Source organism: Burkholderia diffusa (assembly GCF_902499115.1).
Taxonomy (GTDB): domain Bacteria; phylum Pseudomonadota; class Gammaproteobacteria; order Burkholderiales; family Burkholderiaceae; genus Burkholderia; species Burkholderia diffusa.
This window is the reverse complement of record NZ_CABVPN010000011.1, coordinates 20398-47326: the sequence shown is the minus strand read 5'-3', so window position 1 is coordinate 47326 and position 26929 is coordinate 20398. Positions and strand designations below refer to the sequence as shown.

39 protein-coding genes are annotated in these 26929 nt (G+C 61.9%); 2 read left to right on the top strand and 37 right to left on the bottom strand.

Annotation, left to right across the window (positions count from 1 at the left end; genetic code table 11):
* Positions 1-55: 55 nt before the first annotated feature.
* From msrQ to BTE28158_RS12745, 5 genes are all read right to left on the bottom strand, one after another.
* Complete coding sequence (gene msrQ, locus BTE28158_RS12765; RefSeq protein ID WP_151048397.1) at positions 56-745, bottom strand: protein-methionine-sulfoxide reductase heme-binding subunit MsrQ; 690 nt, start codon at positions 743-745, stop codon at positions 56-58.
* A 20-nt stretch (positions 746-765) separates the two neighbouring features.
* Complete coding sequence (gene msrP, locus BTE28158_RS12760; RefSeq protein ID WP_151048391.1) at positions 766-1761, bottom strand: protein-methionine-sulfoxide reductase catalytic subunit MsrP; 996 nt, start codon at positions 1759-1761, stop codon at positions 766-768.
* Positions 1762-1919: 158 nt separating this feature from the next.
* On the bottom strand, positions 1920-3110 hold the full coding sequence (gene ccsB, locus BTE28158_RS12755; RefSeq protein ID WP_059692389.1) for a c-type cytochrome biogenesis protein CcsB: 1191 nt from the start codon (positions 3108-3110) through the stop codon (positions 1920-1922).
* A gap of 4 nt (positions 3111-3114) precedes the next feature.
* Positions 3115-5331 carry a cytochrome c biogenesis protein ResB gene (locus BTE28158_RS12750; RefSeq protein ID WP_151048392.1) on the bottom strand — a complete coding sequence of 739 codons (2217 nt, stop codon included), beginning with the start codon at positions 5329-5331 and terminating at the stop codon, positions 3115-3117.
* A gap of 204 nt (positions 5332-5535) precedes the next feature.
* On the bottom strand, positions 5536-6189 hold the full coding sequence (locus BTE28158_RS12745; RefSeq protein WP_059468469.1) for a c-type cytochrome: 654 nt from the start codon (positions 6187-6189) through the stop codon (positions 5536-5538).
* 218 nt (positions 6190-6407) lie between these two features.
* On the opposite strand from BTE28158_RS12745, the gene yihA reads away from it, so the two are divergent.
* Both yihA and hemB read left to right on the top strand, forming a co-directional pair.
* Entirely contained in the window at positions 6408-7067 is a 660-nt protein-coding gene (gene yihA, locus BTE28158_RS12740) for a ribosome biogenesis GTP-binding protein YihA/YsxC (protein ID WP_059599780.1), read from the top strand.
* A gap of 253 nt (positions 7068-7320) precedes the next feature.
* Positions 7321-8319: a porphobilinogen synthase gene (hemB, locus tag BTE28158_RS12735; protein ID WP_059599779.1), complete on the top strand. Its 999-nt coding sequence runs from the start codon at positions 7321-7323 to the stop codon at positions 8317-8319.
* A 115-nt stretch (positions 8320-8434) separates the two neighbouring features.
* On the opposite strand, the gene dsbD is transcribed toward hemB, so the two are convergent.
* From dsbD to tuf, 32 genes are all read right to left on the bottom strand, one after another.
* Positions 8435-10270: a protein-disulfide reductase DsbD gene (gene dsbD / locus BTE28158_RS12730; RefSeq protein WP_151048393.1), complete on the bottom strand. Its 1836-nt coding sequence runs from the start codon at positions 10268-10270 to the stop codon at positions 8435-8437.
* Positions 10263-10589: a divalent-cation tolerance protein CutA gene (gene cutA, locus BTE28158_RS12725; protein WP_059599777.1), complete on the bottom strand. Its 327-nt coding sequence runs from the start codon at positions 10587-10589 to the stop codon at positions 10263-10265. Before cutA ends, dsbD begins: the two co-directional genes overlap by 8 nt.
* A gap of 208 nt (positions 10590-10797) precedes the next feature.
* Positions 10798-11193, bottom strand: a complete 396-nt coding sequence (gene rplQ / locus BTE28158_RS12720; RefSeq protein WP_006477175.1) for a 50S ribosomal protein L17 — start codon at positions 11191-11193, stop codon at positions 10798-10800.
* Between the two features lie 136 nt (positions 11194-11329).
* Positions 11330-12307, bottom strand: a complete 978-nt coding sequence (locus tag BTE28158_RS12715) for a DNA-directed RNA polymerase subunit alpha (protein ID WP_006477176.1) — start codon at positions 12305-12307, stop codon at positions 11330-11332.
* 124 nt (positions 12308-12431) lie between these two features.
* Complete coding sequence (gene rpsD, locus BTE28158_RS12710) at positions 12432-13055, bottom strand: 30S ribosomal protein S4 (RefSeq protein ID WP_124599313.1); 624 nt, start codon at positions 13053-13055, stop codon at positions 12432-12434.
* Positions 13056-13210: 155 nt separating this feature from the next.
* On the bottom strand, positions 13211-13612 hold the full coding sequence (gene rpsK, locus BTE28158_RS12705) for a 30S ribosomal protein S11 (RefSeq protein ID WP_004197937.1): 402 nt from the start codon (positions 13610-13612) through the stop codon (positions 13211-13213).
* Positions 13613-13640: 28 nt separating this feature from the next.
* Entirely contained in the window at positions 13641-14006 is a 366-nt protein-coding gene (gene rpsM / locus BTE28158_RS12700; protein WP_039323572.1) for a 30S ribosomal protein S13, read from the bottom strand.
* A 38-nt stretch (positions 14007-14044) separates the two neighbouring features.
* Complete coding sequence (gene rpmJ / locus BTE28158_RS12695; protein WP_004199844.1) at positions 14045-14161, bottom strand: 50S ribosomal protein L36; 117 nt, start codon at positions 14159-14161, stop codon at positions 14045-14047.
* A gap of 20 nt (positions 14162-14181) precedes the next feature.
* Positions 14182-14400, bottom strand: coding sequence for a translation initiation factor IF-1 (gene infA, locus BTE28158_RS12690; protein ID WP_004521905.1), 219 nt, complete (start codon positions 14398-14400; stop codon positions 14182-14184).
* A 9-nt stretch (positions 14401-14409) separates the two neighbouring features.
* Positions 14410-15759: a preprotein translocase subunit SecY gene (gene secY, locus BTE28158_RS12685; protein ID WP_006400642.1), complete on the bottom strand. Its 1350-nt coding sequence runs from the start codon at positions 15757-15759 to the stop codon at positions 14410-14412.
* Between the two features lie 42 nt (positions 15760-15801).
* Complete coding sequence (gene rplO, locus BTE28158_RS12680) at positions 15802-16236, bottom strand: 50S ribosomal protein L15 (protein ID WP_006477180.1); 435 nt, start codon at positions 16234-16236, stop codon at positions 15802-15804.
* Between the two features lie 26 nt (positions 16237-16262).
* Positions 16263-16445, bottom strand: a complete 183-nt coding sequence (gene rpmD / locus BTE28158_RS12675) for a 50S ribosomal protein L30 (protein ID WP_006400644.1) — start codon at positions 16443-16445, stop codon at positions 16263-16265.
* Positions 16446-16460: 15 nt separating this feature from the next.
* Positions 16461-16979 (bottom strand): 30S ribosomal protein S5, encoded by a 519-nt coding sequence (gene rpsE, locus BTE28158_RS12670; protein WP_006752931.1) that lies wholly within the window; start codon positions 16977-16979, stop codon positions 16461-16463.
* 14 nt (positions 16980-16993) lie between these two features.
* Positions 16994-17359 (bottom strand): 50S ribosomal protein L18, encoded by a 366-nt coding sequence (gene rplR, locus BTE28158_RS12665; protein ID WP_006477183.1) that lies wholly within the window; start codon positions 17357-17359, stop codon positions 16994-16996.
* Between the two features lie 12 nt (positions 17360-17371).
* Positions 17372-17902: a 50S ribosomal protein L6 gene (rplF, locus tag BTE28158_RS12660; RefSeq protein WP_006758786.1), complete on the bottom strand. Its 531-nt coding sequence runs from the start codon at positions 17900-17902 to the stop codon at positions 17372-17374.
* An 18-nt stretch (positions 17903-17920) separates the two neighbouring features.
* Positions 17921-18316 (bottom strand): 30S ribosomal protein S8, encoded by a 396-nt coding sequence (gene rpsH, locus BTE28158_RS12655; RefSeq protein WP_006477185.1) that lies wholly within the window; start codon positions 18314-18316, stop codon positions 17921-17923.
* 14 nt (positions 18317-18330) lie between these two features.
* Entirely contained in the window at positions 18331-18636 is a 306-nt protein-coding gene (rpsN, locus tag BTE28158_RS12650; protein WP_151048394.1) for a 30S ribosomal protein S14, read from the bottom strand.
* A 7-nt stretch (positions 18637-18643) separates the two neighbouring features.
* Positions 18644-19183 carry a 50S ribosomal protein L5 gene (gene rplE, locus BTE28158_RS12645; protein WP_006482882.1) on the bottom strand — a complete coding sequence of 180 codons (540 nt, stop codon included), beginning with the start codon at positions 19181-19183 and terminating at the stop codon, positions 18644-18646.
* Between the two features lie 16 nt (positions 19184-19199).
* Positions 19200-19508, bottom strand: a complete 309-nt coding sequence (gene rplX, locus BTE28158_RS12640; protein ID WP_006477187.1) for a 50S ribosomal protein L24 — start codon at positions 19506-19508, stop codon at positions 19200-19202.
* Between the two features lie 9 nt (positions 19509-19517).
* Positions 19518-19886, bottom strand: coding sequence for a 50S ribosomal protein L14 (rplN, locus tag BTE28158_RS12635; protein ID WP_006752929.1), 369 nt, complete (start codon positions 19884-19886; stop codon positions 19518-19520).
* A gap of 309 nt (positions 19887-20195) precedes the next feature.
* Positions 20196-20468, bottom strand: coding sequence for a 30S ribosomal protein S17 (gene rpsQ, locus BTE28158_RS12630; protein WP_006752928.1), 273 nt, complete (start codon positions 20466-20468; stop codon positions 20196-20198).
* Positions 20465-20659 (bottom strand): 50S ribosomal protein L29, encoded by a 195-nt coding sequence (gene rpmC / locus BTE28158_RS12625; protein ID WP_006400652.1) that lies wholly within the window; start codon positions 20657-20659, stop codon positions 20465-20467. Before rpmC ends, rpsQ begins: the two co-directional genes overlap by 4 nt.
* Positions 20660-20668: 9 nt before the next feature.
* Positions 20669-21085, bottom strand: coding sequence for a 50S ribosomal protein L16 (rplP, locus tag BTE28158_RS12620; protein ID WP_059468475.1), 417 nt, complete (start codon positions 21083-21085; stop codon positions 20669-20671).
* Between the two features lie 2 nt (positions 21086-21087).
* Positions 21088-21888, bottom strand: coding sequence for a 30S ribosomal protein S3 (rpsC, locus tag BTE28158_RS12615; RefSeq protein WP_006482899.1), 801 nt, complete (start codon positions 21886-21888; stop codon positions 21088-21090).
* 11 nt (positions 21889-21899) lie between these two features.
* Positions 21900-22229 carry a 50S ribosomal protein L22 gene (rplV, locus tag BTE28158_RS12610; protein WP_004199272.1) on the bottom strand — a complete coding sequence of 110 codons (330 nt, stop codon included), beginning with the start codon at positions 22227-22229 and terminating at the stop codon, positions 21900-21902.
* A 12-nt stretch (positions 22230-22241) separates the two neighbouring features.
* A complete protein-coding gene (rpsS, locus tag BTE28158_RS12605) occupies positions 22242-22517 on the bottom strand; it encodes a 30S ribosomal protein S19 (protein WP_004199273.1) in 276 nt (91 codons plus the stop codon).
* Between the two features lie 10 nt (positions 22518-22527).
* Positions 22528-23355 carry a 50S ribosomal protein L2 gene (gene rplB, locus BTE28158_RS12600; protein ID WP_034209733.1) on the bottom strand — a complete coding sequence of 276 codons (828 nt, stop codon included), beginning with the start codon at positions 23353-23355 and terminating at the stop codon, positions 22528-22530.
* Positions 23356-23357: 2 nt separating this feature from the next.
* Positions 23358-23672, bottom strand: a complete 315-nt coding sequence (rplW, locus tag BTE28158_RS12595; protein ID WP_004199275.1) for a 50S ribosomal protein L23 — start codon at positions 23670-23672, stop codon at positions 23358-23360.
* Positions 23669-24289: a 50S ribosomal protein L4 gene (gene rplD / locus BTE28158_RS12590; RefSeq protein WP_006477192.1), complete on the bottom strand. Its 621-nt coding sequence runs from the start codon at positions 24287-24289 to the stop codon at positions 23669-23671. The genes rplW and rplD overlap by 4 nt, the downstream gene beginning before the upstream one ends.
* Positions 24289-24939: a 50S ribosomal protein L3 gene (gene rplC / locus BTE28158_RS12585; protein ID WP_006752926.1), complete on the bottom strand. Its 651-nt coding sequence runs from the start codon at positions 24937-24939 to the stop codon at positions 24289-24291. The genes rplD and rplC overlap by 1 nt, the downstream gene beginning before the upstream one ends.
* A gap of 178 nt (positions 24940-25117) precedes the next feature.
* A complete protein-coding gene (rpsJ, locus tag BTE28158_RS12580) occupies positions 25118-25429 on the bottom strand; it encodes a 30S ribosomal protein S10 (protein ID WP_004199280.1) in 312 nt (103 codons plus the stop codon).
* A gap of 286 nt (positions 25430-25715) precedes the next feature.
* Positions 25716-26906 carry an elongation factor Tu gene (tuf, locus tag BTE28158_RS12575; RefSeq protein WP_006482910.1) on the bottom strand — a complete coding sequence of 397 codons (1191 nt, stop codon included), beginning with the start codon at positions 26904-26906 and terminating at the stop codon, positions 25716-25718.
* Positions 26907-26929: the final 23 nt, after the last annotated feature.

Below are 26929 nucleotides of genomic sequence, written 5' to 3'. Positions count from 1 at the left end.
CGCAACAAAGGCGATGACGTCCCGTCATCGCCTTTTGTTTTTCCAGGCGCGCACGTCATGCACGGATGCGCCGCCAGCCCCATTCAAGCAGCCGCCAGCCGAGCAGCACCGCTACGATCGTCGCGTAGAGCTTCGGCTGTGCGAGATTGTGCTTGCCGGTCCGCATCCACCAGAAATGCAGCACACCGAACAGCGCAATCGCATAGATTGCGCGATGCAGCGTCGCCCAGTGACGGCCGAGCCGGCGCACCATCGCGCGCGGCGACGTCGCGGCCAGCGGAATCAGCAGCACGAACGCGGCGAAGCCGACCGTGATGAACGGACGCTTGCCGACGTCCTTCAGGATCGCAAGCACGTCGAACCACTTGTCGAACCACAGATACGTCGTGAAATGCAGCGTCGCGTAAAAGAACGCGAACAGGCCGATCATCCGACGAAAGCGCAGCAACGCGGGAACACCTGTCACGCGCCGAAGCGGCGTGACGGCGAGCGTGACGCAGAGCATCACCAGCGTCCAGAGGCCCGTCGAACGCGTGATGAACTCGATCGGGTTCGCGCCGAGCCGGTCGGTCAGCCCGAACAGCACCACGCGCGCGAGCGGATAGAGGCCGGCCGCGAAAACCAGCACCTTGGCGGGCGCAAGCCAGCGCGGCGAGGCGTTCCGAACCGTGCCGGCCCCTGCACCACCGGCGGCAGCCGTGCGCATGCCGGACGCGCGCGCGGGCGTCAGCGTCGAAGGCGGGATGTCGTTTCTCACCGGCGCGCTCAGAAGTTCTTTTTCAGATCCATGCCCTGATACATCGACGCGACGAGATCGCCGTAGCCGTTGAACATCAGGGTCTTGCGCTTCGGCGTGAAGAAGCCGTCCTCGCCGATCCGGCGCTCGGTCGCCTGGCTCCAGCGCGGGTGATCGACGTTCGGGTTCACGTTCGAATAGAAACCGTATTCATTCGACGCATACGTGTTCCAGCTCGTCTTCGGCTGCTTGTCGACGAAGCGGATCTTCACCAGCGACTTCGCGCTCTTGAAGCCGTACTTCCACGGCACGACGATCCGCACCGGCGCGCCGTTCTGGTTCGGCAGCACCTGGCCGTACACGCCCATCGTCAGCAGCGTCAGCGGATTCATCGCCTCATCCATCCGCAGCCCTTCCGAGTACGGCCAATCGAGCACCGGCGTCGACAGCCCCGGCATCTGCGACGGATCGGCCAGCGTGATGAACTGCACATATTTCGCGTTGCCGGTCGGCTGTACGCGCTTGATCAGTTCGGACAGCGGCACGCCGATCCACGGAATCACCATCGACCATCCCTCGACGCAACGCAGCCGGTACACGCGCTCCTCGAGCGGCGCGAGCTTCAGCAGCTCATCGAGATCGAACACCTTCGGGTGCAGCACCTCGCCCTCGACGCTCACGCGCCACGGGCGCGGCCGCAGCGTGCCCGCGTTCTGGGCCGGGTCGCTCTTGTCGGTGCCGAATTCGTAGAAGTTGTTGTAGGACGTGATGTCCTTGAACGGCGTCACCTTGTCGGCCGCGACGAACCTCGGATTGGTTTTCGCCGCGAGCTTCGCAGCCCGCGCGTCCGGCGACGCATAAGCCGCGAACGCCGCGCCGCTGCCGCCGAGCAATCCGCCCGCCGCCGCCAGGCCGGCGGCCTGCAATACACGCCGCCGGTTCTCGAACACCGCGCGCGGCGTCATCTCGCTCGGCGCGATATCACCGCCGGTCAGTACGGTGCGCAAAGGGTGTTTGATCCACATCGTGCTGCTCCTCCTGCATGCGCGGCGCGCACGCTTCATGGGTGTTCGACCCGAGCCGTCCTGCGCCGTTCGACGCCCGGACCGTCCGACCGTTACAAAAGAAAACCGCCGGGCACGCAGTGCGCCGGCGGTCTTTTGTCGGACCAACGTCGGAAATCTTACAGCTTGCCGTAGCTATGCAGCCCGGACAGGAACATGTTGACGCCGAGGAACGCGAACGTCGTCACGAGCAGGCCCGTGAGCGCCCACCAGGCGGCGACCGCGCCGCGCAGGCCCTTCATCAGGCGCATGTGCAGCCAGGCCGCGTAGTTGAGCCATACGATCAGCGCCCAGGTTTCCTTCGGGTCCCAGCTCCAGTAGCCGCCCCATGCTTCGGCGGCCCACAGCGCGCCGAGGATCGTCGCGATCGTGAAGAACGCGAAACCGACCGCGATCGACTTGTACATCACGTCGTCGAGCACCTCGAGCGTCGGCAGACGATCGGCGAGCACGCCGCGCTCCTTCATCAGATACGCGACCGACACCATCGCCGACAGCGCGAAGCTGCCGTAGCCGATGAAGTTCGCCGGGACGTGAATCTTCATCCACCAGCTCTGCAGCGCCGGCACGAGCGGCTGGATCTGCTGCGCGTCGCGCGCGACCGAGTACCACATCAGGAAGCCGACGGCCGCGCTGATGACCAGCAGCACGAACGCGCCGAGCGAGCGCGTGCCGTAGTGGCCTTCGTAATACAGGTAGAGCAGTGCGGTGATCAGGCTGAACAGCACGAAGACTTCATACAGATTCGACACCGGGATATGCCCGACGTCGGCACCGATCAGGTAGGACTCATACCAGCGCACCATCAGGCCGGTGAAACCCATCAGCACCGCGACCCACGTCAGTTTCTGGCCGATCGCGGAGCCCGACTCCGAGCGCGCGAGCAGGCCGATCCAGTAGAAGATCGTCGCGAGCACGAACAGCGCGCTCATCCACAGGATCGCGGACTGGCTCGACAGGAAGTACTTGAGGAAGAACGCCGAATCGGCACGCGCGAGATCGCCCTGGTAGATCTGGATCGACAGCAGCGACAGCACCGCGATCGACGCCATCATCAGCCGCGCGGGCTTCCAGCGCCAGCCGAGCACGACAAGCGCCGGCACCGTGCCGATCATCACCGCCTTGTCGTAGTAATTCATGTGTTCGTTGTAATGCACGAACGCATAGCCTGCGCCGACCACGAGAGCCAGGGCGAACAGCCAGTCGATGATCGACAGGCGGGCGAGGAACGGACGGTCGTCGAACAACGGCGCCGGATTCGGGGCCTGAACCGGCCCCGAACGGGAAGAGGAGACTTGAGTGAGATCCATGATGTTACCGGGTGGAATTCTCGGAATCGGAACCGCCGCCGGCAGGCGGACGGACAGTCGCTGCCGCACCGGCGGGTGCGGCGTCGCGTGGCGTGGCGCGCAAGGCGGCGCCGGCCGCGTCGCGCGTCTGCACGAATTCTTTCTCGAAATCGAAGGTCTTGCGGGCCGTGGACATCGCCATCACCACATCGACGCCCGAACCGGCATCCTTGAGCCAGAACCAGAGGCGCCGCTCGCGCACGTAGAACATCGAGAAGATGCCGGCGACCAACAGCAGGCTGCCAAGATACACCAGATTCTTGCCGGGTGCGCGCGTCAGCTGAAATACCGAAGCTTGCACCTGCTTGAAGGAGTCGAGCTGCAAATAGACCGGCGATCCGTACAAGAAGCTGTCGGATAGCGCATTGATCGCGTTCTGCACGAAGCGGATCGTGTCGGCGCCCTGCTGGGCGGCCGGCTCGCCGGCATGCTCGCGCGCGATCTGCCAGACCTCCCACATCGAACCCTCGAGCATGCGCAGCAGCAGGCTGGCCGCCTTTTCCTGCTCGGCCTTCGGCACCGAGCGGTCGATGAACGTCGCCACCGCCTGGAAGCCGCCGACCGGCTGGCCGTCGGCGCCGCGGCCGACGCTGTCGTCGCTCGCGGCAAAGAGGGTCAGCACCTTGAACGCACTGTCCTGCAGGCGGCCGCGCAGCGACGCTTCGGTCGTCGGCAGCGAACGCTGCGCGAAACGTGCGGCGGCGTCGGCACGCACGGCCGGATCCTCGAGCGCGGCGCGCAGGCGCATCCATTCGCCGATCGAATCCTGGCTATCGGCCGGAATCCGCATGTACCGGAACGGATCGTTCGGGCTCGCGCGCACGCCGGCGAGGAACACGCGCGTGCCGCCCATGTCGACGGGCAGCATGTAGTTGTTGAATTCGCGCGCCTGACCGTCCTTGCCGCGAATCTTGTACTGGACCGACGGGCCGATGTTGTGGAGCTGCATCGGCTTCGACGTCTTCGCGCCCGAACCGAGCCGCTCGTCGAACGCTTCCTTGAGCGACTCCGTCTTCGCGACGCCGCGCACGTCCGGCTTGCCGTTCGCGTCCGCCATGTTCTCGACGTTGATCGCGCGGAAGTCGGAGAATTCGATCGTGTCGCCGTCGCTGCCCGGCATCTGCAGCGGCGCCGTACTGCCGATCGTGCCCTTCACCGCGAAGGTCTTCGCGTTGCCGCCCGTCATCGGGTAGGCCGTCATCTCCATCTGCGAGCCGCCGTCCTGGAAGCTCGACTGGTAGATCGACACGCCCTTGTACGTGAACGGCTTGTTGACCTCGACGCGCGCCGGGATCTTCTGGCCCGTCTCGCGATCGATCACGACGATGTCGCTCGCGAACAGCTTCGGCATCCCGGTCGTGTAATAGTCGACGATGAACTTGTTGAGCTGGATCGAGAACGGCAGGTCCTGGATCAGCGAGCCGCTCGGCTGGTTCAGGATCGCGGTCGACACGAACTGGCCTTCCGGCACCCACGCGTAGCCGCGGAACGTCGGGTTCGACGCGGACAGCCGGTGGTCGGGCGAAATCTCGCTGATCGTCGCGCTCGTGTTGACCGGGCTCTTGCCGAACAGCCACATCTGGAATTTGATCGGCAGGTTGCTGTCCAGCAGGCCGCCGATACAGATCACGACGATCGCAAGGTGCGCGGAGATGTAGCCCCACTTCGTCAGCGCGCCGCGTTTCGCGGAGATCAGCGTCGCGCCTTCGGTTTCACGCACGACGTGCTTGTAGCCGGCCTTGGTGACGAACGTGGCGAGCGTGGCCGCGACGGTCGCGCGCGTACCGGACGCCGAGTATTCGGCCTTGTGGTGGAAGGCGCGCAGGCTGCCTTCGCGGACCTTGTCCTTCCAGCTCTTCGCGTCGGCGAGCATCTTCGGCGCGTTGCGGATCACGCACAGCGAGATCGACACGACGAGGAAGATCAGGATCAACATGAACCACCACGCGCTGTACACGTTGTACAGGCCCAGCGAGCGGAAGATGTCCGCCCAGAATGGCCCGAACTGGTTCACGTAGTTCGGATATGGGTCATCCTGGGTCAGGACCGTGCCGACGATGCTCGCGATCGACAGCACCACCAACAGTGCGATCGCGAAGCGCATCGAGCTCAGCAGCTCGACTGCGCGCCTGGACGCACTTTGACCCGACTTCGACTGCAACCCCGACGTGGTAACGCTCATTCAAACTCCGACTAAGGGGAAACAGCCCCCACGCTCACTATGTTCGCTGCCCACCCAAGGGGGGCGGTCAGCACTCCTGGGACGGCCCGGCGAGTGCCGACAAAAAAGGGCGAGGCAACCGCAACGGTGCGGCGCCCCACCCTTTTCTTGTTCTGACGCCGGCCGCACTTCGGGCGCCCGGTCATTCCATTCGCGACCGTCCGTTCAACGCAGGCCCGCGATGTAATCCGCGACGGCCTTGATCTCGTTGTCCGACAGACGCGATGCGATCTGATGCATCGCCTCGTTGTTGTTGCGCGCGCCGACACCCTGCTGGAATGCGGTCAACTGCGCAACCGTGTAATCAGCCCACTGCCCCGACAGACGCGGGTACTGGACCGGAATCCCCTGTCCCGTCGGCCCGTGGCAGCTCGCGCAGGCGGGCACACCCTTTTCCGCGATGCCGCCGCGATAGATCTTCTGGCCGATCGGCACGGTCGCCGCGTCGCGTGCGGTGCCGAGCTTCGTCGTCTGCGATCCGTAATACGCGGCGACGTTGCGCATGTCGTCCGCGCTCAACGCGCTCGCGAACCCGACCATCACCGGATTGGTCCGCGCCGGCCCCTTCGCGCCCGGCTGGGCCTTGAAGTCGTTCAACTGCTTGACCAGATATTCGGGATGCTGGCCGGCGAGCTTCGGGAAACTGCCCGATGCGCTGTTGCCGTCGGCGCCGTGACACGACGCGCAGACTTGCCCGGCAATCGCCTTGCCGCGGTCCAGATCCGGCTTTGCCGCATCCGCCGCGTTTGCCTCCGCTACGAAACCTACGAACCCTGCTGCAACCTGAAGCACCATCAGAGACTTGCACAGTCGATTCATTCGCACACCCTGTTTCGTCTTGTGGGAATTTGAGGTTCTGCAAAAAACGACGTCGACCAGTCTACCGCAGAAGCTGCATAAAAGCGCGAGGCAGGCGCCCGCAACCCTTCGGCAAAACCGGCGTATTGTACAATATCGCGCTGAAAGCTCCCGCGCCTATCGGGGCTACCCCGCCTCCACCAAGCGGCTCGCGCCGCCCCGTCCCTCCGGTTTCCCCCATGGCCTTTTTGCTCCACCAAGCCCGCTTCTACACGACCGTCAACCATCTGCGCGACCTGCCGCCGACGGTACAACCGGAAATCGCGTTCGCCGGCCGCTCGAATGCCGGCAAATCGACGGCGATCAACGTGCTGTGCAACCAGAAGCGGCTCGCGTTCGCGTCGAAGACGCCCGGCCGCACCCAGCACATCAACTACTTCTCCGTCGGCCCGGCCGCCGAGCCCGTCGCGAACCTCGTCGACCTGCCCGGCTACGGTTACGCGGAAGTGCCGGGGGCCGCGAAGGCCCACTGGGAAATGCTTCTGTCGTCCTATCTCGCAACGCGTTCGCAGCTGTGCGGCCTGATCCTGATGATGGATTCGCGGCGCCCGCTGACCGACCTCGATCGCCGGATGCTCGAGTGGTTTGCGCCGACCGGCAAGCCGATCCACACGCTGCTGACGAAGTGCGACAAATTGACGCGCCAGGAAAGCATCAACGCGCTGCGTAACACGCAGAAGGGACTCGACGCGTATCGCGACCAGGGCGTGAAGGGCAAGCTGACCGTCCAGCTGTTCTCGGCGCTGAAGCGCACGGGGCTCGACGAGGCTCATGAACTGATCGAGAGCTGGGTGCGGCCGTCCGTCGCCGACGAAAAAAGCGAGCCTGTAGGACAATGAGCGGGCAACGCGCGGCCGGGATCGGCCGGGCGCACCTGACGGCACCTGCGGATTCGGCCGGCTCATAAAAAAACCCGCCGTTGAACGGCGGGTCAAACAGCCTAATCGAATAACGACAGGCACCCGCTCAGGGAGGAGAAGCGGGGAGTTGCACGCGACGCGTGCCGCTCGATCGCTATCATATACCAACGATCTCGAAAATGACCTAAGGGTTCCGTAAGGTCCTTCTTGCCCTGATTTCTGCCAAATCGCCATGAGCTTCCATCCGCTTCATCGTCCGCGCCGGATGCGCCGCGACGACTTCTCCCGGCGCCTGATGCGCGAAAACCGCCTGACCACCGACGACCTGATCTACCCGGTGTTCGTCGTCGAAGGCACCAATGAACGCCAGGCCGTCCCGTCGATGCCCGGCGTCGAGCGCGTATCGGTCGATCTGCTGATGCACGTCGCCGAGCAGTGCGTCGAACTTGGCGTGCCCGTGCTGTCGCTGTTCCCGGCCATCGAGCCGTCGCTGAAAACGCCCGACGGACGCGAAGCGGCCAATCCGGAAGGCCTGATCCCGCGCGCTGTGCGCGAGCTGAAGAAGCGTTTCCCCGAACTCGGCGTGCTGACCGACGTCGCGCTCGATCCGTACACGAGCCACGGCCAGGACGGCGTGCTCGACGAAAACGGCTACGTGATCAACGACGACACGATCGAGATCCTGGTCGACCAGGCACGCGCGCAGGCAGAAGCCGGCGTCGACATCGTCGCGCCGTCGGACATGATGGACGGCCGCATCGGCGCGGTCCGCGAGATGCTGGAAAGCGACGGCCATATCCATACGCGCATCATGGCCTATTCGGCCAAGTTCGCGTCGGCGTTCTACGGCCCGTTCCGCGATGCGGTCGGCTCGGCGTCCAATCTGGGCAAGGGCAACAAGATGACCTACCAGATGGATCCGGCGAACAGCGACGAAGCGCTGCGCGAAGTGCGCCTCGACATCGACGAAGGCGCCGACATGGTGATGGTCAAGCCCGGGATGCCGTATCTCGACATCGTGCGCCGCGTGAAGGACGAGTTCCGCTTCCCGACCTACGTGTACCAGGTGAGCGGCGAATACGCGATGCTGAAGGCCGCCGCGATGAATGGCTGGCTCGACCACGATAAGGTCGTGCTCGAATCGCTGCTCGCATTCAAGCGCGCGGGCGCCGACGGTGTCCTCACGTACTTCGCGCTCGATGCTGCCCGTCTGCTGAAAGCGCAGCGCTGAGCCGCACGACGGCGAGTATCAAGAAAAACGGCGGGACACTTCATCGGTGTCCCGCCGTTCTGCATTTGCGGTCCGGTGGGCGCAGCGGGCGCCCATGTGCGGCGGCGCGCGCGCCTTACACCGTCGGCACCGCTGCGCGATCGAGGCTGCGCAGGAACGTCTCGGCCGCCTGATAGCCGACCACGCGGCCGATTTCGTTGCCGTTGCGATCGAAGAAGATGATGCCCGGCGGCCCGAACAGGTTGAAGCGCTTGAGGAGCGCCTGGTCGTCCGGATTGTTCGCGGTGACATCCGCGCGCACCAGGTGAAGCTGCGCGAGCCGCGCCTGCACGCGCGAATCGGTGAACGTCAGATGCTCCATTTCCTTGCAGCTCACGCACCAGTCGGCGTAGAAGTCGAGCATCACGGGCCGGCCCGACGTCTTCAGCAGCGCGTCGAGTTCGCCGCTGGAGCGCACCGACGCGAACGCGGGGCCCGCCTGCCCGGCTGCCGACGCATCGCCCGACGCAACCGTGCGCGTCGCGAGTACGGCCAGCGGCTTCACGGGGTCGTTGGAGCCCGCCGCGAGCCCGACGAGCAGCGTCGCGGCCCAGATCGCGAGCGCCGCACCGAGGCCACGACCGAGTCGGCGCCAGATCGACGCGGCGCCGGCATGCGGCGTGAACAGGCCGAGCGCCGCAGCGGCGACGAGCAGCCACAACGCAGCGAGCACCATCTTCAGCCCGCCCGCGAGCACTGGCCACACGATCCACAGCGCGGCCGCGAGCAGCACGATGCCGAAGAACACCTTCACGCCATCCATCCATGCGCCCGCGCGCGGCAGCACCGTGCCGGCACCGACGCCAACGACGAGCAGCGGCACGCCGAGCCCCAGTCCCATTGCGAACAGGGCAGCACCGCCGAGCCACGCATTGCCGGTGTGCGCGATGAACGCGAGCACCGCGAACAGCGGCGCCGTCATGCATGCGCCGACGACCAGCGCGGACAACGCGCCCATCGCCGCGACCGCGACGAAGTGACCGCCCTGCCGCGCGCGCGAAGCTTCGGCCGCGCCGTTCTGCCAGCGCTCGGGCAACGCGATGTCCTTGCCGGAAATCAGCGACACTGCGAATGCCGTGAGCAGTACGCCGAACGCGCCGAGCACCCACGGGTTCTGCAACCACGCGCCAAGGCTCTGGCCAACCAGCGCCGCCGCGATGCCCAGCACCGTATAGACGAGCGCCATGCCGACCACGTACGTCAGCGACAGCGCAAAGCCGCGCGCATGCGTCGCCCGCGTGCCTTGGCCGATGATGATCGCGGACACGATCGGAATCATCGGATACGAACAGGGCAGGAGACTCAGCACGACGCCCGCGACGAAATACAGCGCGACGATCGTGAAGAAGCCGTGCCCCTCGAGCAGCGACTGCGCGAAATCCGCGCTCGTGACCTTGTCGAACCAGTTGCCCGAGGCCGGTGCGCCGTCGGCCGGCGCGGCCGCGCCCAGCGCCGCGCCGTCGACCTTCACGACGTGCTCCGCGGGCGGATAGCAGATCCCTTCGTCGGCGCATCCCTGCGACGTCACCGCGAGCTCGAACGGTCCCGCCGCCTGCTTGACCGGCACGTGAATCACGACCTCGTCGCGATAGGTCTCGACTTCTTTTTGGAACGTCTGGTCGAACTTCACGTGACCGGCCGGGAACTGCGGATCGCCGAGCGTCACCTGCCCGCCCTTCACAGCGAACGCGAACCGCTCGCGGTACAGGTAATAGCCATGGGCGACCTTGAAGCGGACGTCCACCTGCCCCGGCGACTCGCTCGCGCTGAACTTGAATGCGACCGACGGATCGAGAAAATCGTCGGCCGCGCGCGCGACCGACACGCCGGCCAGCATGAACATGAACGACAACAGGACTGCGAGGACCCGCAGCGCGCGCACGCGCACGGAAAGCGCCATACCGTTAAACATGAAATAGACGTTGAGTTTCGCTGGTCACCCACTGGCCGTACGCGGCCGAAGCCGTCGCCTGCCACGAGACGACTTCCGGCGTCTCGTAAGGATGATGCGCGAGAATAAATCGCTCCAGTTCGAGCGAGCGCATGGGGCTCGTCTTGAACAGCAACTGGATCTCGTCGGCCGTCTCGACCTTGCCCTGCCAGTGGTAGCGCGACTTGATCGCACCGAGTTCCGACACGCACGCGGCAAGCCGCGCATCGAGCGCGCCGTCGGCGAGCGCCGCAGCCGTCGCCGCATCCGGCACCGTCGTGAGCATCAACACCACCACCATACGCGCCCTCCTGGCTGGTTTTTACCGGCTTCCGCCGCCACGATTCGCCCATCGAGGGCCCGTGCCGACAGTTCCGTATCGTAGCGCAGCCCGCGCGACACTGCCGGCCGCGGGCTGCGACAATCTTTCGCAGCCCGCGGCACGACAAAAAACAAAAAGGGCCAAGCAATCGCTCGGCCCTTTTCAGATACTGCTGCGTACTGGAAGCTTACTCGGCTTCTTGCACGTTTTCCGTTTCGTCGACTTCCGGACGATCGAGCAGCTCGACCAGTGCCATCGGTGCGTTGTCGCCGACGCGGAAGCCGAACTTCAGCACGCGCAGGTAGCCGCCCGGACGGTTCGCGAAACGCGGACCGAGCACGTCGAACAGCTTCGCCACCGAGTCACGATCGCGCAGGCGGTTGAACGCCAGGCGACGGTTTGCCAGCGACGGCTTCTTGCCGAGCGTGATCAGCGGCTCGACGACTTTACGGAGTTCCTTCGCCTTCGGCAGCGTCGTCTTGATGACTTCGTGCTCGATCAGCGAGTTGGACATGTTACGGAGCATAGCCAGACGGTGGCTGCTCGTGCGGTTCAGTTTCCGCAGACCATGACGATGGCGCATTTCAGTTTCCTTGATTCAAAGTTTTGATCCAGCTCTTCTATCGCACCGCTGGGGTGCACGGGCCGGTAACGAAAAAAGCAAGATGCGGATTTTAAAGGAAAATCCGCATCTTTGCCAACTACAGCAACAACCGGGCTTACTTGTCGAGACCAGCCGGCGGCCAGTTTTCGAGCTTCATGCCCAGCGTGAGACCGCGCGAAGCGAGCACTTCCTTGATCTCGTTGAGCGACTTGCGACCGAGGTTCGGCGTCTTCAGCAGCTCGTTTTCCGTGCGCTGGATCAGGTCGCCGATGTAGTAGATGTTCTCGGCCTTCAGGCAGTTCGCCGAACGAACCGTCAGCTCGAGATCGTCCACCGGACGCAGCAGGATCGGATCGATCTGCGGTGCGCGCGACGGTGCCTCGGCGGCCGTTTCCGTGCCTTCCAGCGCCGCGAACACGGACAGCTGGTCGACCAGGATGCGGGCCGATTGACGGATCGCTTCTTCCGGCGTGATCACGCCGCTCGTCTCGATGTTCATCACGAGCTTGTCGAGGTCGGTACGCTGCTCGACACGTGCGCTTTCGACCGCGTAGCTCACGCGGCGAACCGGCGAGAACGATGCGTCGAGGACGATGCGGCCGATGATCTTGGCCGTGTCTTCGCCGTAGCGACGGACGTTGCCCGGCACATAACCGCGACCCTTCTCGATCTTGATCTGAACGTCGAGCTTGCCGCCCTTCGACAGATGCGCGATCACGTGATTCGGGTTGATGACTTCGCAATCGTGAGCCAGCTCGATATCGCCGGCCGTGACGACGCCTTCGCCTTCCTTGCGCAGCGTAACCGTCACTTCGTCACGGTTATGCAGCTTGAACACCACGCCCTTCAGGTTCAGCAGCAGGTTGACGACGTCTTCTTGCACGCCATCAAGCGTCGAGTACTCGTGCACCACGCCTGCGATCGTCACTTCGGTCGGCGCGTAGCCAACCATCGACGACAGCAGCACGCGGCGAAGCGCATTGCCCAAGGTGTGGCCGTAACCGCGTTCGAACGGTTCCATGACCACCCTCGCGTGGTTCTCGCCCAGCGATTCCACGGCGATGATCTTGGGTTTCAGCAAACTGGTTTGCATGGGCTTTCCTTTTCAATACCCTCGGCTCGTTACACCGATAAGGCTGACCGGTAACAACCAGAAAATAAACAGCCGAGGCCCCCCCTTGCATAACGCAATCGGGGTACCTCGGCCGTCAATCGGATTAACGCGAATACAATTCGACGATCAGGCTTTCGTTGATGTCGCCTGCGATGTCAGCGCGTTCCGGCATTTGCTTGAACGTGCCTTCGAACTTCTTCGCATCGACTGCAACCCAGCTCGGCATGCCGCCTTGCTCGGCCAGCGACAGCGCTTCGACGATACGCGCCTGCTTCTTCGCCTTTTCGCGGATCGCGACGACGTCACCCGCCTTCACTTGCTGCGACGGCACGTTTGCGACGACGCCGTTCACGGTGATCGACTTGTGGCTCACCAGCTGACGCGCCTCAGCGCGGGTCGAGCCGAAGCCCATGCGATACACGACGTTGTCGAGACGCGACTCGAGCAGTTGCAGCAGGTTTTCACCCGTGTTGCCCTTGCGACGGTCGGCTTCAGCGAAGTAACGGCGGAACTGACGCTCCAGGACGCCGTAAATGCGCTTGACCTTTTGCTTTTCACGCAGCTGCGTACCATAGTCGGACGTACGTGCGCCCGAGATACGGCCGTGCTGACCCGGCTTGCTGTCGAGCTTGCACTTGTCGGCGAGCGAGCGGCGCGCGCTCTTCAGGAACAGGTCGGTGCCTTCACGGCGGGACAGCTTGGCCTTGGGGCCGATATAACGTGCCACTTTGCATTCCTTTATCAATCAGTCACGCGGATCGAAATCCGCGCTAGTTCGCGCCCTTTGGGGCGAACGGTGGGCTTAGTCAATCAAAAAAGCAACGCCCGTCGACGCTACGCGGCGACAGGCAAATGTGCCAGCACGAACGTGCCAGCACATTCTTAGATACGACGGCGCTTCGGCGGACGGCAGCCGTTGTGCGGAATCGGGGTGACGTCCGAAATCGCGGTGATCTTGATGCCGAGGCCATGCAGTGCACGCACTGCCGACTCACGACCCGGGCCCGGGCCCTTGATCCGCACTTCCAGATTCTTCACGCCATATTCCATCGCCACGCGACCGGCCGACTCAGCAGCAACCTGAGCAGCGAACGGCGTCGACTTGCGCGAGCCCTTGAAGCCCTGGCCGCCCGACGTCGCCCATGCCAGTGCATTGCCCTGGCGATCGGTGATCGTGATGATCGTGTTGTTGAACGACGCGTGAACGTGAACCACGCCTTCAGCGACGTTCTTCTTAACCTTCTTGCGAACGCGTTGCGCCGCGGTATTCGAAGCCTTAGCCATTACGTTTTCCTGTAACTGTCAGTTCCGCTTACTTCTTCAGCGCTTGCGCTGCACGACGCGGACCCTTGCGGGTACGTGCGTTCGTACGCGTACGCTGACCGCGCATCGGCAGGCCCTTGCGATGACGAACACCACGGTAGCAACCGAGGTCCATCAGGCGCTTGATGTTCATCGTCACTTCACGGCGCAGATCGCCTTCGACGATGAACTTGCCCACTTCTTCACGCAGCTTTTCGAGGTCTGCGTCGGTCAGGTCCTTGACCTTCTTCGAGAATTCCACGCCAGCTGCCGTGCAGATGCTGCGCGAGCGCGTGCGGCCGATACCGAAGATTGCCGTCAGGCCGATCTCGGTATGCTGGTGATTCGGGATGTTAACCCCTGCGATACGAGCCATTGTTTTTCCTCAAACAAAAAGCGCAAACAAACGCGCGGTCAGCCTTGGCGCTGCTTGTGGCGCGGATCCGAGCTGCAGATCACGCGAACGACGCCTTTGCGCTTGATGATCTTGCAATTGCGGCAAATGCGCTTAACCGATGCCATCACTTTCATGATAATACCCTTTTTTCAAATCACTTCGCCCGGAACACGATCCGCGCACGCGACAGATCGTAAGGCGTCAATTCAACCGTCACCTTGTCGCCTGGCAGGATGCGGATGTAGTGCATCCGCATCTTCCCGGAGATATGCCCCAACACGACATGGCCGTTTTCCAGCTTCACACGGAAGGTCGCATTCGGGAGGTTTTCGATCACCTCACCTTGCATCTGGATTACATCGTCTTTGGCCATAGTCCTTAATTAACGCATTGGGATGTTGCCGCCCTTGAAGTTTGCCTTCTTGAGCAGCGACTCATACTGTTGCGACATAACGTACGACTGCACCTGCGCCATGAAGTCCATCGTGACGACGACAATGATCAGCAGCGACGTTCCACCAAAATAAAACGGCACGTTCCAGCGCAGCACCAGGAATTCCGGCAGCAGACAGACGAAGACGATGTAGATCGCACCCGCCAGCGTCAGACGCGTGAGGATACGGTCGATATATCGTGCGGTCTGATCGCCCGGACGAATGCCCGGAACAAACGCGCCGCTCTTCTTCAGGTTGTCCGCGGTTTCCCTGCTGTTGAACACCAATGCGGTGTAGAAGAAGCAGAAAAACACGATCGCCAGCGTGTACAGCAGCACATAGACCGGCTGGCCCGGCTTCAGCGCCTCCGCGACGTTATGCAACGTGTTGGAGATCCAGCTTCCCGACGGCTGACCCGTGCTGAACCAGCCGAGAATCGTGGCCGGGAACAGGATGATCGACGATGCGAAGATCGGCGGAATCACGCCCGACATGTTCAGCTTCAGCGGCAAGTGCGACGACTGGCCACCGTAGATCTTGTTGCCGACCTGGCGCTTCGCGTAGTTCACGAGGATCTTGCGCTGACCGCGTTCGATGAACACGACCAGGTAAGTCACCGCAGCAATCAGAACGACGATGATGATCGCCGAAATGATGCTCATCGAACCCGTGCGCACCAGCTCGAACAACCCACCGACGGCATTCGGGAACCCTGCTGCGATCCCGCCGAAGATGATGATCGAGATGCCGTTACCAAGACCACGCTCGGTGATCTGCTCACCCAGCCACATCAGGAACATCGTACCGGTAACCAGCGTCACGACCGTCGTCAGTCGGAACAGCATGCCGGGGTCGATCACGAGGCCTGGCTGGTTTTCCAGCGCAGCCGCGATCCCGAACGCCTGGAAGGTCGCGAGCACCACGGTGAAATACCGCGTGTACTGCGTGATCTTCCGTTGCCCTGCCTGCCCTTCCTTCTTCAGCGCCTCGAGCTGCGGCGAGACGATCGCCAGCAACTGCATGATGATCGACGCCGAGATGTACGGCATGATCCCCAGCGCAAAGATCGTGAAGCGGGAAAGCGCGCCACCCGAGAACATGTTGAACATGCCCAGGATGCCGCCCGCCTGGCTCTGGAACAGCTTCGCCAGTTGATCCGGATCGATGCCCGGCACGGGGATGTGCGCGCCGATGCGATAGACGATCAGCGCCAGGAGCAGGAACATCGCTCGCCGACGCAGATCGCCGAATTTCGCCGTGCTTCGACCGGGTTTTGCAAGACTCGGGCTGTTAGCCAAGTACCTTCTCCGATGAATGCAAGTAACGACGCGCTACGCGTGTCACTCGGCGAACGAACCGCCAGCCGCTTCGATCGCAGCGCGCGCACCCTTGGTGGCACCGAGACCCTTCACGACGATCTTGCGCTTCAGTTCGCCCGTCGCGATGATCTTTGCGCTCTTCGTCAGCTCGCCGACCAGGCCGGCTTGCTTCAGTGCGAGCAGATCGATTTCATCGACCGGCAGCTTCTCGAGGTCGGAGAGGCGCACTTCACCGACGAATTCCTTCGTCAGCGACGTGAAGCCGCGCTTCGGCAGACGACGTTGCAGCGGCATCTGACCGCCTTCGAAACCGACTTTGTGGAAGCCGCCCGAACGCGATTTCTGACCCTTGTGACCACGGCCAGCCGTCTTGCCGAGGCCCGAACCGATGCCGCGACCGACGCGACGCTTGGCGTGCTTGGCGCCAGCGGCCGGCTTCAGGTTATTCAATTCCATATCAACTCCTTGATCCGTAGGGCCGCTTACGCGATGACCTTAACGAGGTACGAGACCTTGTTGATCATGCCGCGGACCGCCGGCGTGTCCTGCAGCTCGCTAACCGAGTTGAGTCGGCGCAGGCCCAGGCCACGCACGGTCGCGCGGTGCGATTCGCGGGTCCCGATCAGGCTCTTAACGAGCTGAACCTTGACAGTTTTTTCAGACATGGTGACCACCCGGGCTTAGCCCAAAATATCTTCGACGGACTTGCCGCGCTTCGCCGCGATGTCTGCCGGGGTCGACTGCTTGCGCAGACCGTCCAGCGTGGCGCGAACGAGGTTGTACGGGTTCGTCGAACCGTGGCTCTTCGCCACGACGTTCTGAACGCCCATCACGTCGAACACTGCGCGCATCGGGCCGCCGGCGATCACGCCCGTACCTGCCTTCGCCGGAGCGAGGAGGACAGCGGATGCGCCATGCTTGCCGTGCACTTCGTGCTGCAGCGTGCCGTTCTTGAGCGGCACCTTGAACATGTTGCGGCGAGCTTGTTCCATTGCCTTCTGGACAGCGACCGGCACTTCCTTCGCCTTGCCCTTGCCCATACCGATACGGCCATCGCCGTCGCCGACCACGGTCAGTGCGGCGAAGCCGAGAATACGGCCACCCTTCACGACCTTGGTCACGCGGTTGACCGAAATCATCTTTTCGCGAAGGCCGTCGTCGCGCTCGTCAGCCTGAACTTTCGCTTGCATCTTTGCCATGACGAATTCCTTCCTTAGAACTTGAGCCCAGCTTCGCGAGCTGCCTCAGCCAGCGCCTTGACGCGGCCGTGGTAGCGGAAGCCCGAGCGGTCGAAGGCGACGGATTCGATGCCGGCGGCCTTTGCCTTCTCGGCAATACGCTTGCCGATCAGCGTCGCAGCATTAACGTTGCCACCCTTGCCCGACTTGTCGGCCAGTTCGGCGCGCACTTCTGCTTCGAGCGTCGACGCGCTGGCGAGCACCTTGGTGCCGCAGGGCGAGAACACTTGAGCGTAGATGTGCGTGTTCGTGCGATGCACGGCGAGACGCGCGACCTGCAGCTCAGCGATCTTGATACGCGTCTGGCGAGCGCGGCGCAGGCGAGATTGAGTCTTATCCATGATTGCGCACCCTTACTTCTTCTTCGTTTCTTTGAGGATCACAACCTCGTCGGAATAGCGCACGCCCTTGCCCTTGTAGGGCTCCGGCGGACGGTAACCGCGGACTTCCGCAGCCACTTGACCGACTTGTTGCTTGTTGATCCCCTTGATCACGATTTCGGTTTGCGTCGGGGTTTCAGCCTTGACGCCTTCCGGCATCTGGTGCACCACCGGGTGCGAGAAACCCAGCGACAGGTTCAGCTTGTCGCCTTGCGCCTGCGCACGATAACCGACGCCAACCAGCGTCAGCTTGCGCTCGAAACCCTTGGTCACGCCGTGCACGGCATTCGCGATGATCGCGCGCATCGTGCCCGACAGTGCATTTGCTTCGCGGCTTTCGTCGACCGGCGACAGATTCAGCGTGCCGTCGTTGTTCGCCACGTTCACGAGCGGATTGATCGCTTGCGTGATGGTGCCCAGCGGGCCCTTGACGGTGATTGCACCGTCGGCCAGCTTGACTTCCGCGCCTTGCAGCGCGATCGGGCTCTTACCTACTCGAGACATGTTTCTCTCTCCTCGGCTTTAAGCGACGTAGCAGATGACTTCGCCGCCGACGCCGGTAGCGCGCGCCTTGCGGTCGGTCATCACGCCCTTCGGCGTCGACACGATTGCCACGCCCAGGCCATTCATGACCTGCGGAATGTCGTTACGGCCGCGGTACACGCGCAGACCAGGCTTCGACACGCGCTCGAGGCGTTCGATGACCGGGCGACCTGCGTAGTACTTCAGCGCGATATTCAGTTCGGACTTCGCACCTTCCGCCTTGACGGCGAAATCGTCGATATAACCTTCGTCCTTCAGGACTTGCGCGATTGCAACCTTGACCTTCGACGAGGGCATCGCGACCGATACTTTCTCGACCATCTGCGCGTTGCGGATGCGAGTCAGCATATCGGCGATAGGATCACTCATGCTCATTTACGTTTCTCCTATTACCAGCTCGCCTTGGTCAGGCCAGGAATCTCGCCACGGAATGCGATTTCACGAATCTTGTTACGCGCGAGGCCGAATTTACGGAACGTGCCACGCGGACGGCCCGTGATCGCGCAGCGTTTACGCTGGCGGGTCGGGTTTGCGTTGCGGGGCAGTTGCTGCAGCTCAAGGCGTGCTTCGTAGCGCTCTTCTTCCGACTTGCTTTGGTCTTCGACGATCGCCTTCAGCGCTTCGCGCTTTGCTGCGAACTTCGCGACCAGGCGGGCGCGCTTCTTTTCACGTTCGATCAGTGCCAGTTTAGCCACGGTAACCTCAGTTTCTGAACGGGAACTTGAAGCTGGCGAGCAGAGCCTTTGCTTCGTCGTCGGTCTTCGCAGTCGTCGTGATGCTGATGTTCAGCCCACGCAGTGCGTCGATCTTGTCGTAGTCGATTTCGGGGAAAATGATCTGCTCTTTCACACCGATGTTGTAGTTGCCGCGGCCATCGAAAGCACGGCCCGACACACCGCGGAAGTCACGCACGCGGGGCAGGGCAACGGTCACGAAACGGTCGAGGAATTCGTACATCGCACGACCACGCAGCGTCACCATCGCGCCGATCGGGTAGCCCTGGCGGATCTTGAAGCCTGCGATTGCCTTGCGTGCCTTCGTGACGACCGGCTTCTGACCAGCGATCTTCGTGAGGTCGCCAACGGCGTTCTCGATGATCTTCTTGTCAGCGATCGCTTCGCCAAGACCCATGTTCAGCGTGATCTTGGTGATACGCGGCACTTCCATGACCGACTTGTAACCGAACTTCTCGATCAGGCCGGGCACAACCTTTTCTTTGTAAAACTCTTGAAAACGAGCCATTTTTTACTCCGCTGCGTCAGGCGCTCAGTACGGCACCGGTCGTCTTCAGGAAGCGAACCTTCTTGCCTTCCTCGACCTTGATGCCAACACGCGACGCCTTGCCATTCGCGTCGACCAGTGCGACGTTCGAAATATGCAGGGGCATCGTCTTCGCTTCCACGCCACCCGTCGTACCCTTCATCGGGTTCGGCTTCACATGCTTCTTGACGAGGTTGATACCCTCAACCGTCACATGTTCTGCACCGACAGCCAGCACGACGCCGCGCTTGCCCTTGTCTTTGCCAGTGACGACGATAACTTCGTCACCTTTGCGAATCTTGTTCATCGCGACTCCTTACAGCACTTCCGGCGCCAGCGAAACGATCTTCATGAATCGTTCGCTACGCAGCTCACGCGTCACCGGCCCGAAGATACGGGTGCCGATCGGCTCAAGCTTGTTATTCAAAAGCACAGCGGCGTTGCCGTCGAACTTGATCAGCGAGCCGTCTTGACGGCGAACACCCTTGGCGGTGCGGACCACCACGGCGTTGTAGATTTCGCCTTTCTTCACGCGCCCGCGCGGCGTTGCTTCTTTGACGGTCACCTTGATGATGTCGCCAATGCCGGCATAACGACGCTTCGAGCCGCCGAGCACCTTGATGCACATGACTTCACGCGCACCCGTGTTGTCGGCTACTTCGAGCCGAGATTCGGTCTGGATCATGGTTTGTCTTTCCCAACTTAATCCGGATGCACCACCATGATGCATTCGGTCAGTCTTGGTCCCGTCAGCCAATCGGCTGCTTGGGTTGGAACAGCAGCGACGGCAAACGAAACCCGCCATCGCAATTCGGTGAATCTTTCGGACAGGCTGGCGCCAGTCCGCTTCCCCCACCAACTTCGCCCGCGACGGGGCTCCCATAAAGAGGGAAGACCGGGATTATAACAAATAATCCCGGTCACGCAAGCAAAAACTTTGCGATTTCAAGCACTTCTTGGCGAAGTGCCTGTTACTGCCAACTGCTCTGCCCGCTTAGATGACGCGAGCTGCTTCGACGAGGCGCGACACCGTCCAGGCCTTCGTCTTCGAAACAGGACGAGTTTCCTGGATTTCGACGAGATCGCCTTCGTTGCAGGTGTTCGCTTCATCATGCGCGTGGTACTTCTTCGAGCGCACGACGTACTTGCCGTAGATCGGATGCTTGACGCGGTGCTCGATCAGCACGGTGACGGTCTTGTCCATCTTGTTGCTGACGACCCGACCGACCAGCGTCCGCTTCAGCGAGGTTTTCACGCTATCGTTCATTTCTGGTTCGCCTTCTGAGTCATGACGGTCCGCACACGTGCGATGTCGCGACGAACCTTCTTCAGCTGGCTCGTGTTCGTGAGCTGCTGGGTCGCGAGTTGCATGCGCAGGCCGAATTGCGCCTTCAGCAGGTCCGCCAGCTCCTTGTTGAGCGCGGCCTGGTCTTTCTGGAGAAGTTCGGAAGCCTTCATGTTTTCTCCTTAGGCGCCGAGCTGGCGCACGATGAACGTCGTCTTCAGCGGCAGCTTCGCTGCAGCCAGACGGAACGCTTCGCGTGCCAGTTCTTCGGTTACGCCGTCCATTTCATAGAGCATCTTGCCCGGCTGGATTTCGGCGACGTAGTACTCCGGGTTACCCTTACCGTTACCCATACGCACTTCTGCCGGCTTTTGCGAAATCGGCTTGTCCGGGAAGATCCGGATCCAGATGCGGCCGCCACGCTTGATGTGACGCGTCATTGCACGACGCGCCGCTTCAATTTGACGTGCGGTCAAACGACCGCGACCGATCGCCTTCAGGCCGAATTCACCGAACGACACTGCGTTGCCGCGCGTCGCCTTGCCAGTGTTACGACCCTTCTGCTCTTTACGATACTTTCTGCGTTTCGGTTGCAGCATCGTTATTCTCCAGTCTTGCCGTCTTCGGGCTTGCCGGCGCCACGGCGCGGTGCGCCACGACGAGCACCCGGAGCGCCGCCTTCGCCGTCACGGCGCGGACGACGGTCGCCCGGACGCGCATTGCGACGCGGACGCTTGTCTTCGGCTACTTCTTCGACCACCGGCGCGTCATTGCGGCCGAGCGTGTCGCCCTTGTACACCCAAACCTTGACGCCGATGATCCCGTAGGTCGTCTTCGCTTCCGAGGTTGCGTAGTCGATATCGGCACGCAGCGTGTGAAGGGGCACGCGACCTTCGCGATACCACTCCGTACGAGCGATTTCGATACCGTTCAGACGGCCTGCGCTCATGATCTTGATGCCCTGGGCACCCAGACGCATCGCGTTCTGCATCGCACGCTTCATCGCGCGACGGAACATGATCCGGCGCTCGAGCTGTTGCGTGATCGAGTCAGCGATCAGTTGCGCATCGGTTTCCGGCTTGCGGATTTCTTCGATGTTGACGTGAACCGGCACGCCCATGCGGCGTTGCAGTTCCGTCTTCAGCTGTTCGATATCCTCGCCCTTCTTGCCGATGACGACGCCCGGACGCGAGCTGTAAATCGTGATGCGCGCGTTCTTTGCCGGACGCTCGATGACGACCCGACCGACCGAAGCGTTCTTCAGCTTCTTCTTCAGGTATTCACGAACACCGATGTCTTCCTGCAGCATCGCCGCGAAATTGTTATTGTTCGCGTACCAACGCGAAGCCCAATTGCGGCTGACAGCCAGGCGGAAGCCAGTCGGATGAATTTTCTGTCCCATCGTATGGCTCCTTAATTCCCGACCGTCACAGTGATGTGACAGGATTGCTTCTCGATGCGGTTACCGCGGCCCTTTGCGCGCGCGGTGAAACGCTTGAGCGATGCAGCCTTGTCGACGTAGATGCTCTTGATCTTGAGCTCGTCGATATCAGCGCCTTCGTTGTGCTCCGCATTCGCGATTGCCGACAGCACAACCTTCTTCACGATGCCAGCCGCCTTCTTCGGCGAGAACGTCAGAACGTTCAGCGCCTTGTCGACCGGCAAACCGCGGATCTGGTCAGCCACAAGGCGCGTTTTTTGCGCCGAGATGCGGGCACCGCGATGAATTGCTTTCACTTCCATCTTGATTGCCCCTTATTTCTTGGCCTTCTTGTCGGCCGCGTGACCCTTGAACGTACGGGTCAGTGCGAACTCGCCAAGCTTGTGGCCGACCATGTTTTCCGAGATGTACACCGGAACGTGTTGACGGCCGTTGTGAACAGCGATCGTCAGGCCGATGAAATCCGGCAGAATCGTCGAGCGACGCGACCAGGTCTTGATCGGCTTTTTGTCGCGCGAAGCTGCAGCCGCCTCAACTTTCTTCAGCAAATGGGCGTCGCAGAACGGACCTTTTTTTACAGAACGTGCCATTGCCTACTCCTTAACGCTTGTGACGGCGCTGGACGATCATCGTCGTCGTGCGCTTGTTGCTGCGGGTGCGGTAACCCTTAGCCGGCGTACCCCACGGGCTCACCGGGTCGCGACCTGCAGCCGTCTTGCCCTCACCACCACCGTGCGGGTGATCAACCGGGTTCATCGCAACGCCACGCACCGTCGGGCGGATACCGCGCCAGCGGTTCGCGCCAGCCTTGCCGATTTGGCGCAGGCTATGCTCTTCGTTGCCGACTTCACCGATCGTTGCACGGCACTCGATGTGCACGCGGCGGATTTCGCCCGAACGCAGACGAACCTGCGCGTAGACGCCTTCACGTGCCAGCAGCATGGCCGACGTGCCAGCCGAACGCGCCATTTGCGCGCCCTTGCCCGGCAGCATCTCGATGCAGTGGATCGTCGTACCGACCGGAATGTTGCGGATCGGCAGCGTGTTACCTGCACGGATCGGCGCTTCCGAACCCGACATCAGCTGTTGGCCGACGGTCAGGCCCTTCGGGGCGATGATGTAGCGACGCTCGCCGTCTGCGTAGAGCACCAGCGCGATGTTCGCGCTACGGTTCGGGTCGTATTCGAGACGCTCGACCTTTGCCGGGATGCCGTCCTTCGTGCGACGGAAATCGACGATACGGTAATGCTGCTTGTGACCACCACCCTTGTGACGCGTGGTGATGCGGCCGTTGTTGTTACGGCCGGCGGTCGAGCTCTGCGAGTCGAGCAGTGCCGCGTACGGCTTGCCCTGGTGCAGATTCTTGTTGACCACCTTGACCATCGCGCGGCGACCCGGCGAAGTCGGTTTAACTTTCACGATTGCCATGATTACTTGGCCTCCGCTTCAAAGTTGATTTCCTGGCCGGGCTTCAGGCAAACGTACGCCTTCTTCACGTCCTTGCGACGGCCCATCGAACGGCCGAAGCGCTTTTGCTTGCCCTTCTGAACAAGCACGTTGACCGAATCAACTTCAACCTTGAACAGCAGCTCGACAGCCGCCTTCACTTCCTGCTTCGTGGCATCCGGTGCGACTTCGAACACGACTTGCTCGTTCTTGTCGGCAACCAGCGTCGCCTTTTCCGAGATCACCGGTGCGAGCAGGACCTGCATCAAACGATGATCGTTCTTGCGAATCTCGCTCATGACAGCAACTCCTCGATCTGGGCGACCGCAGCCTTCGTGACCAGCACTTTCTTGAAGTAGATCAGCGACAGCGGGTCAGCGTAGCGCGGCTCGACAATCGCCACGTGCGGCAGGTTGCGCGAAGCCAGGTACAGGTTCTCGTCGACCGTGTCCGTAATGATCAGCACGGAGTCGAGACCCATGGTCTTGAATTTGTCAGCCAGCAGCTTGGTCTTCGGCGCTTCGAGGATGATGTCCTCGACGACCGACAGACGACCTTCACGGGCCAGCTGCGAGAAGATCGAGCAGAGACCTGCGCGATGCATCTTCTTGTTGACCTTGTGCGAGAAGTTTTCTTCCGGCGAGTTCGGGAAGATGCGACCACCGCCACGCCACAACGGGCTCGACGACATACCGGCACGAGCGCGGCCCGTACCTTTCTGACGCCACGGCTTCTTGGTGGTGTGCTTGACTTGCTCACGGTCCTTCTGTGCGCGGTTACCTTGGCGAGCATTCGCCTGGTACGCGACGACGACCTGGTGGATCAGCGCTTCGTTGTAGTCACGACCGAACACGACGTCCGACGCGTTGACCACTGCACCTTCCTGACCATTTTCGTTCAGGAGCTTGAGTTCCATTATTTCGCCCCCTTGGTCTTGACGGCCGGCGTCACGAAAACCTTGCCGCCCTTCGCGCCCGGAATCGCGCCCTTGACGAGCAGCAGCTTGCGCTCTGCGTCGATACGAGCGATTTCGAGGTTCTGCACCGTCACCGTAACGTCACCGAGGTGACCCGTCATGCGCTTACCCGGGAAAACGCGACCCGGATCCTGCGCCATACCGATCGAGCCCGGCACGTTGTGCGAGCGCGAGTTACCGTGGGTGGCACGGCCGGAGGAGAAGTTGTAACGCTTGATCGTACCAGCGTAGCCCTTACCGATCGACACGCCTTGCACGTCGACCTTCTGGCCCACTTCGAAAAGATCAGCACCGACCACGGCGCCATTCGACAGCTCTGCCGCCTTGGCCGCGTCAATGCGGAATTCCTTGAGGATTTCACCGGCTTCGACACCGGCTTTGGCGAGATGACCTGCCAGCGGCTTCGTCACGCGCGATGCGCGGCGGGAGCCGAATGCAACCTGCACGGCCGTGTAGCCGTCGGTTTCAACAGTCTTGATCTGCGTCACGCGGTTGTCCGACACGTCCAGCACGGTGACGGGAATCGAATCCCCTTCAGCCGTGAAGATACGGGTCATGCCAACCTTGCGACCTACGAGTCCAAGGCTCATCATTTTCTCCATTCCCGACTGCGATTGGTCGGGGCTGATTTACAAAATGCCGGGCACGCAAGGCCCAACTTTTTTACGCGAATACGCGAAAAGCCAAGCAGTATAGCCCGACTTCTCGATTTCCGCAAGCAATACAAAGACTTAGCACCACCCAGCAATCCGGATGGCGCCGAAAGCCTTACTGCAGCTTGATTTCCACGTCGACGCCAGCCGGCAGATCGAGCTTCATCAGCGCGTCAACCGTCTTGTCGGTCGGATCGACGATGTCCATCAGGCGCTGGTGGGTACGGATTTCGAGCTGATCGCGCGACGTCTTGTTGACGTGCGGCGAGCGCAGGATGTCAAAACGCTGAATGCGCGTCGGCAGCGGCACCGGGCCACGGACGATTGCGCCAGTCCGCTTCGCGGTATCGACGATTTCGGCAGCCGATTGATCGATCAGACGATAGTCGAAAGCCTTCAGGCGAATGCGGATTTTCTGTTGCTGCATGACGATTCCTTGAAAAGAGCGAGGCGATGTTGCATCGCCGGACACTAAAAGAACGCGAAACCTGTTGCCTGCGGGGAGCGAGGCGCCAGCTTCCGAACGGCACTTCCACTGCTAAGCCCGCGATTCTACACGAAAAATCGGAGTGGTGGTGTGCGTTTGTCAATGCCGCAACGCGCACGCCACAAAGACAAAACCGGGTGCCAGATCAAACTGGACACCCGGTTTCGACGGTACGACTGCCTACCGTGGAATCGCGGACCCCGGAGGGATCCGCGGATCGTCGATGTTACTCGATGATCTTGGCGACGACGCCGGCGCCGACGGTACGGCCACCTTCGCGGATTGCGAAGCGCAGACCTTCTTCCATCGCGATCGGAGCGATCAGCTTCACCGTGATCGACACGTTGTCGCCCGGCATCACCATTTCCTTGTCCTTCGGCAGCTCGATCGAGCCCGTCACGTCCGTCGTACGGAAGTAGAACTGCGGACGGTAGTTGTTGAAGAACGGCGTGTGACGGCCGCCTTCGTCCTTGCTCAGCACGTACACTTCAGCCGTGAAGTGCGTGTGCGGCGTGATCGAACCCGGCTTCGCCAGAACCTGGCCACGCTCCACGTCTTCACGCTTCGTGCCGCGCAGCAGGATACCCACGTTGTCGCCTGCCTGACCTTGGTCCAGCAGCTTGCGGAACATTTCAACGCCCGTGCAGGTCGTCTTCACCGTCGGCTTGATACCGACGATTTCGATTTCCTCGCCGACCTTCACGATGCCGCGCTCGACACGACCCGTCACCACCGTACCACGGCCCGAGATCGAGAACACGTCTTCCACCGGCATCAGGAACGCGCCATCAACTGCACGCTCCGGCGTCGGGATGTACGTGTCCAGTGCGTCTGCCAGGCTCATGATCGCCACTTCGCCCAGCTCGCCCGTGTCGCCTTCCAGCGCCAGCTTCGCCGAACCCTTCACGATCGGCGTGTCGTCGCCCGGGAAGTCGTACTTCGACAGGAGTTCGCGAACTTCCATCTCGACCAGCTCGAGCAGTTCAGCGTCGTCCACCATGTCGCACTTGTTCAGGAACACGATGATGTACGGAACGCCAACCTGACGCGCCAGCAGGATGTGCTCACGCGTTTGCGGCATCGGGCCGTCTGCTGCCGAGCAAACCAGGATCGCGCCGTCCATCTGCGCCGCGCCCGTGATCATGTTCTTCACATAGTCAGCGTGGCCCGGGCAGTCGACGTGTGCGTAGTGGCGGTTTGCCGTTTCGTACTCGACGTGTGCCGTGTTGATCGTGATGCCGCGCGCCTTTTCTTCCGGTGCCGCGTCGATCTGGTCGTACGCCTTCGCTTCGCCGCCGAACTTCTTCGTCAGAACCGTCGTGATCGCTGCCGTCAGCGTCGTCTTGCCGTGGTCAACGTGACCAATCGTACCAACGTTGACGTGCGGCTTGGTCCGCTCAAACTTTTCTTTTGCCATGATTCTCTTCTTTCAAAAAATAA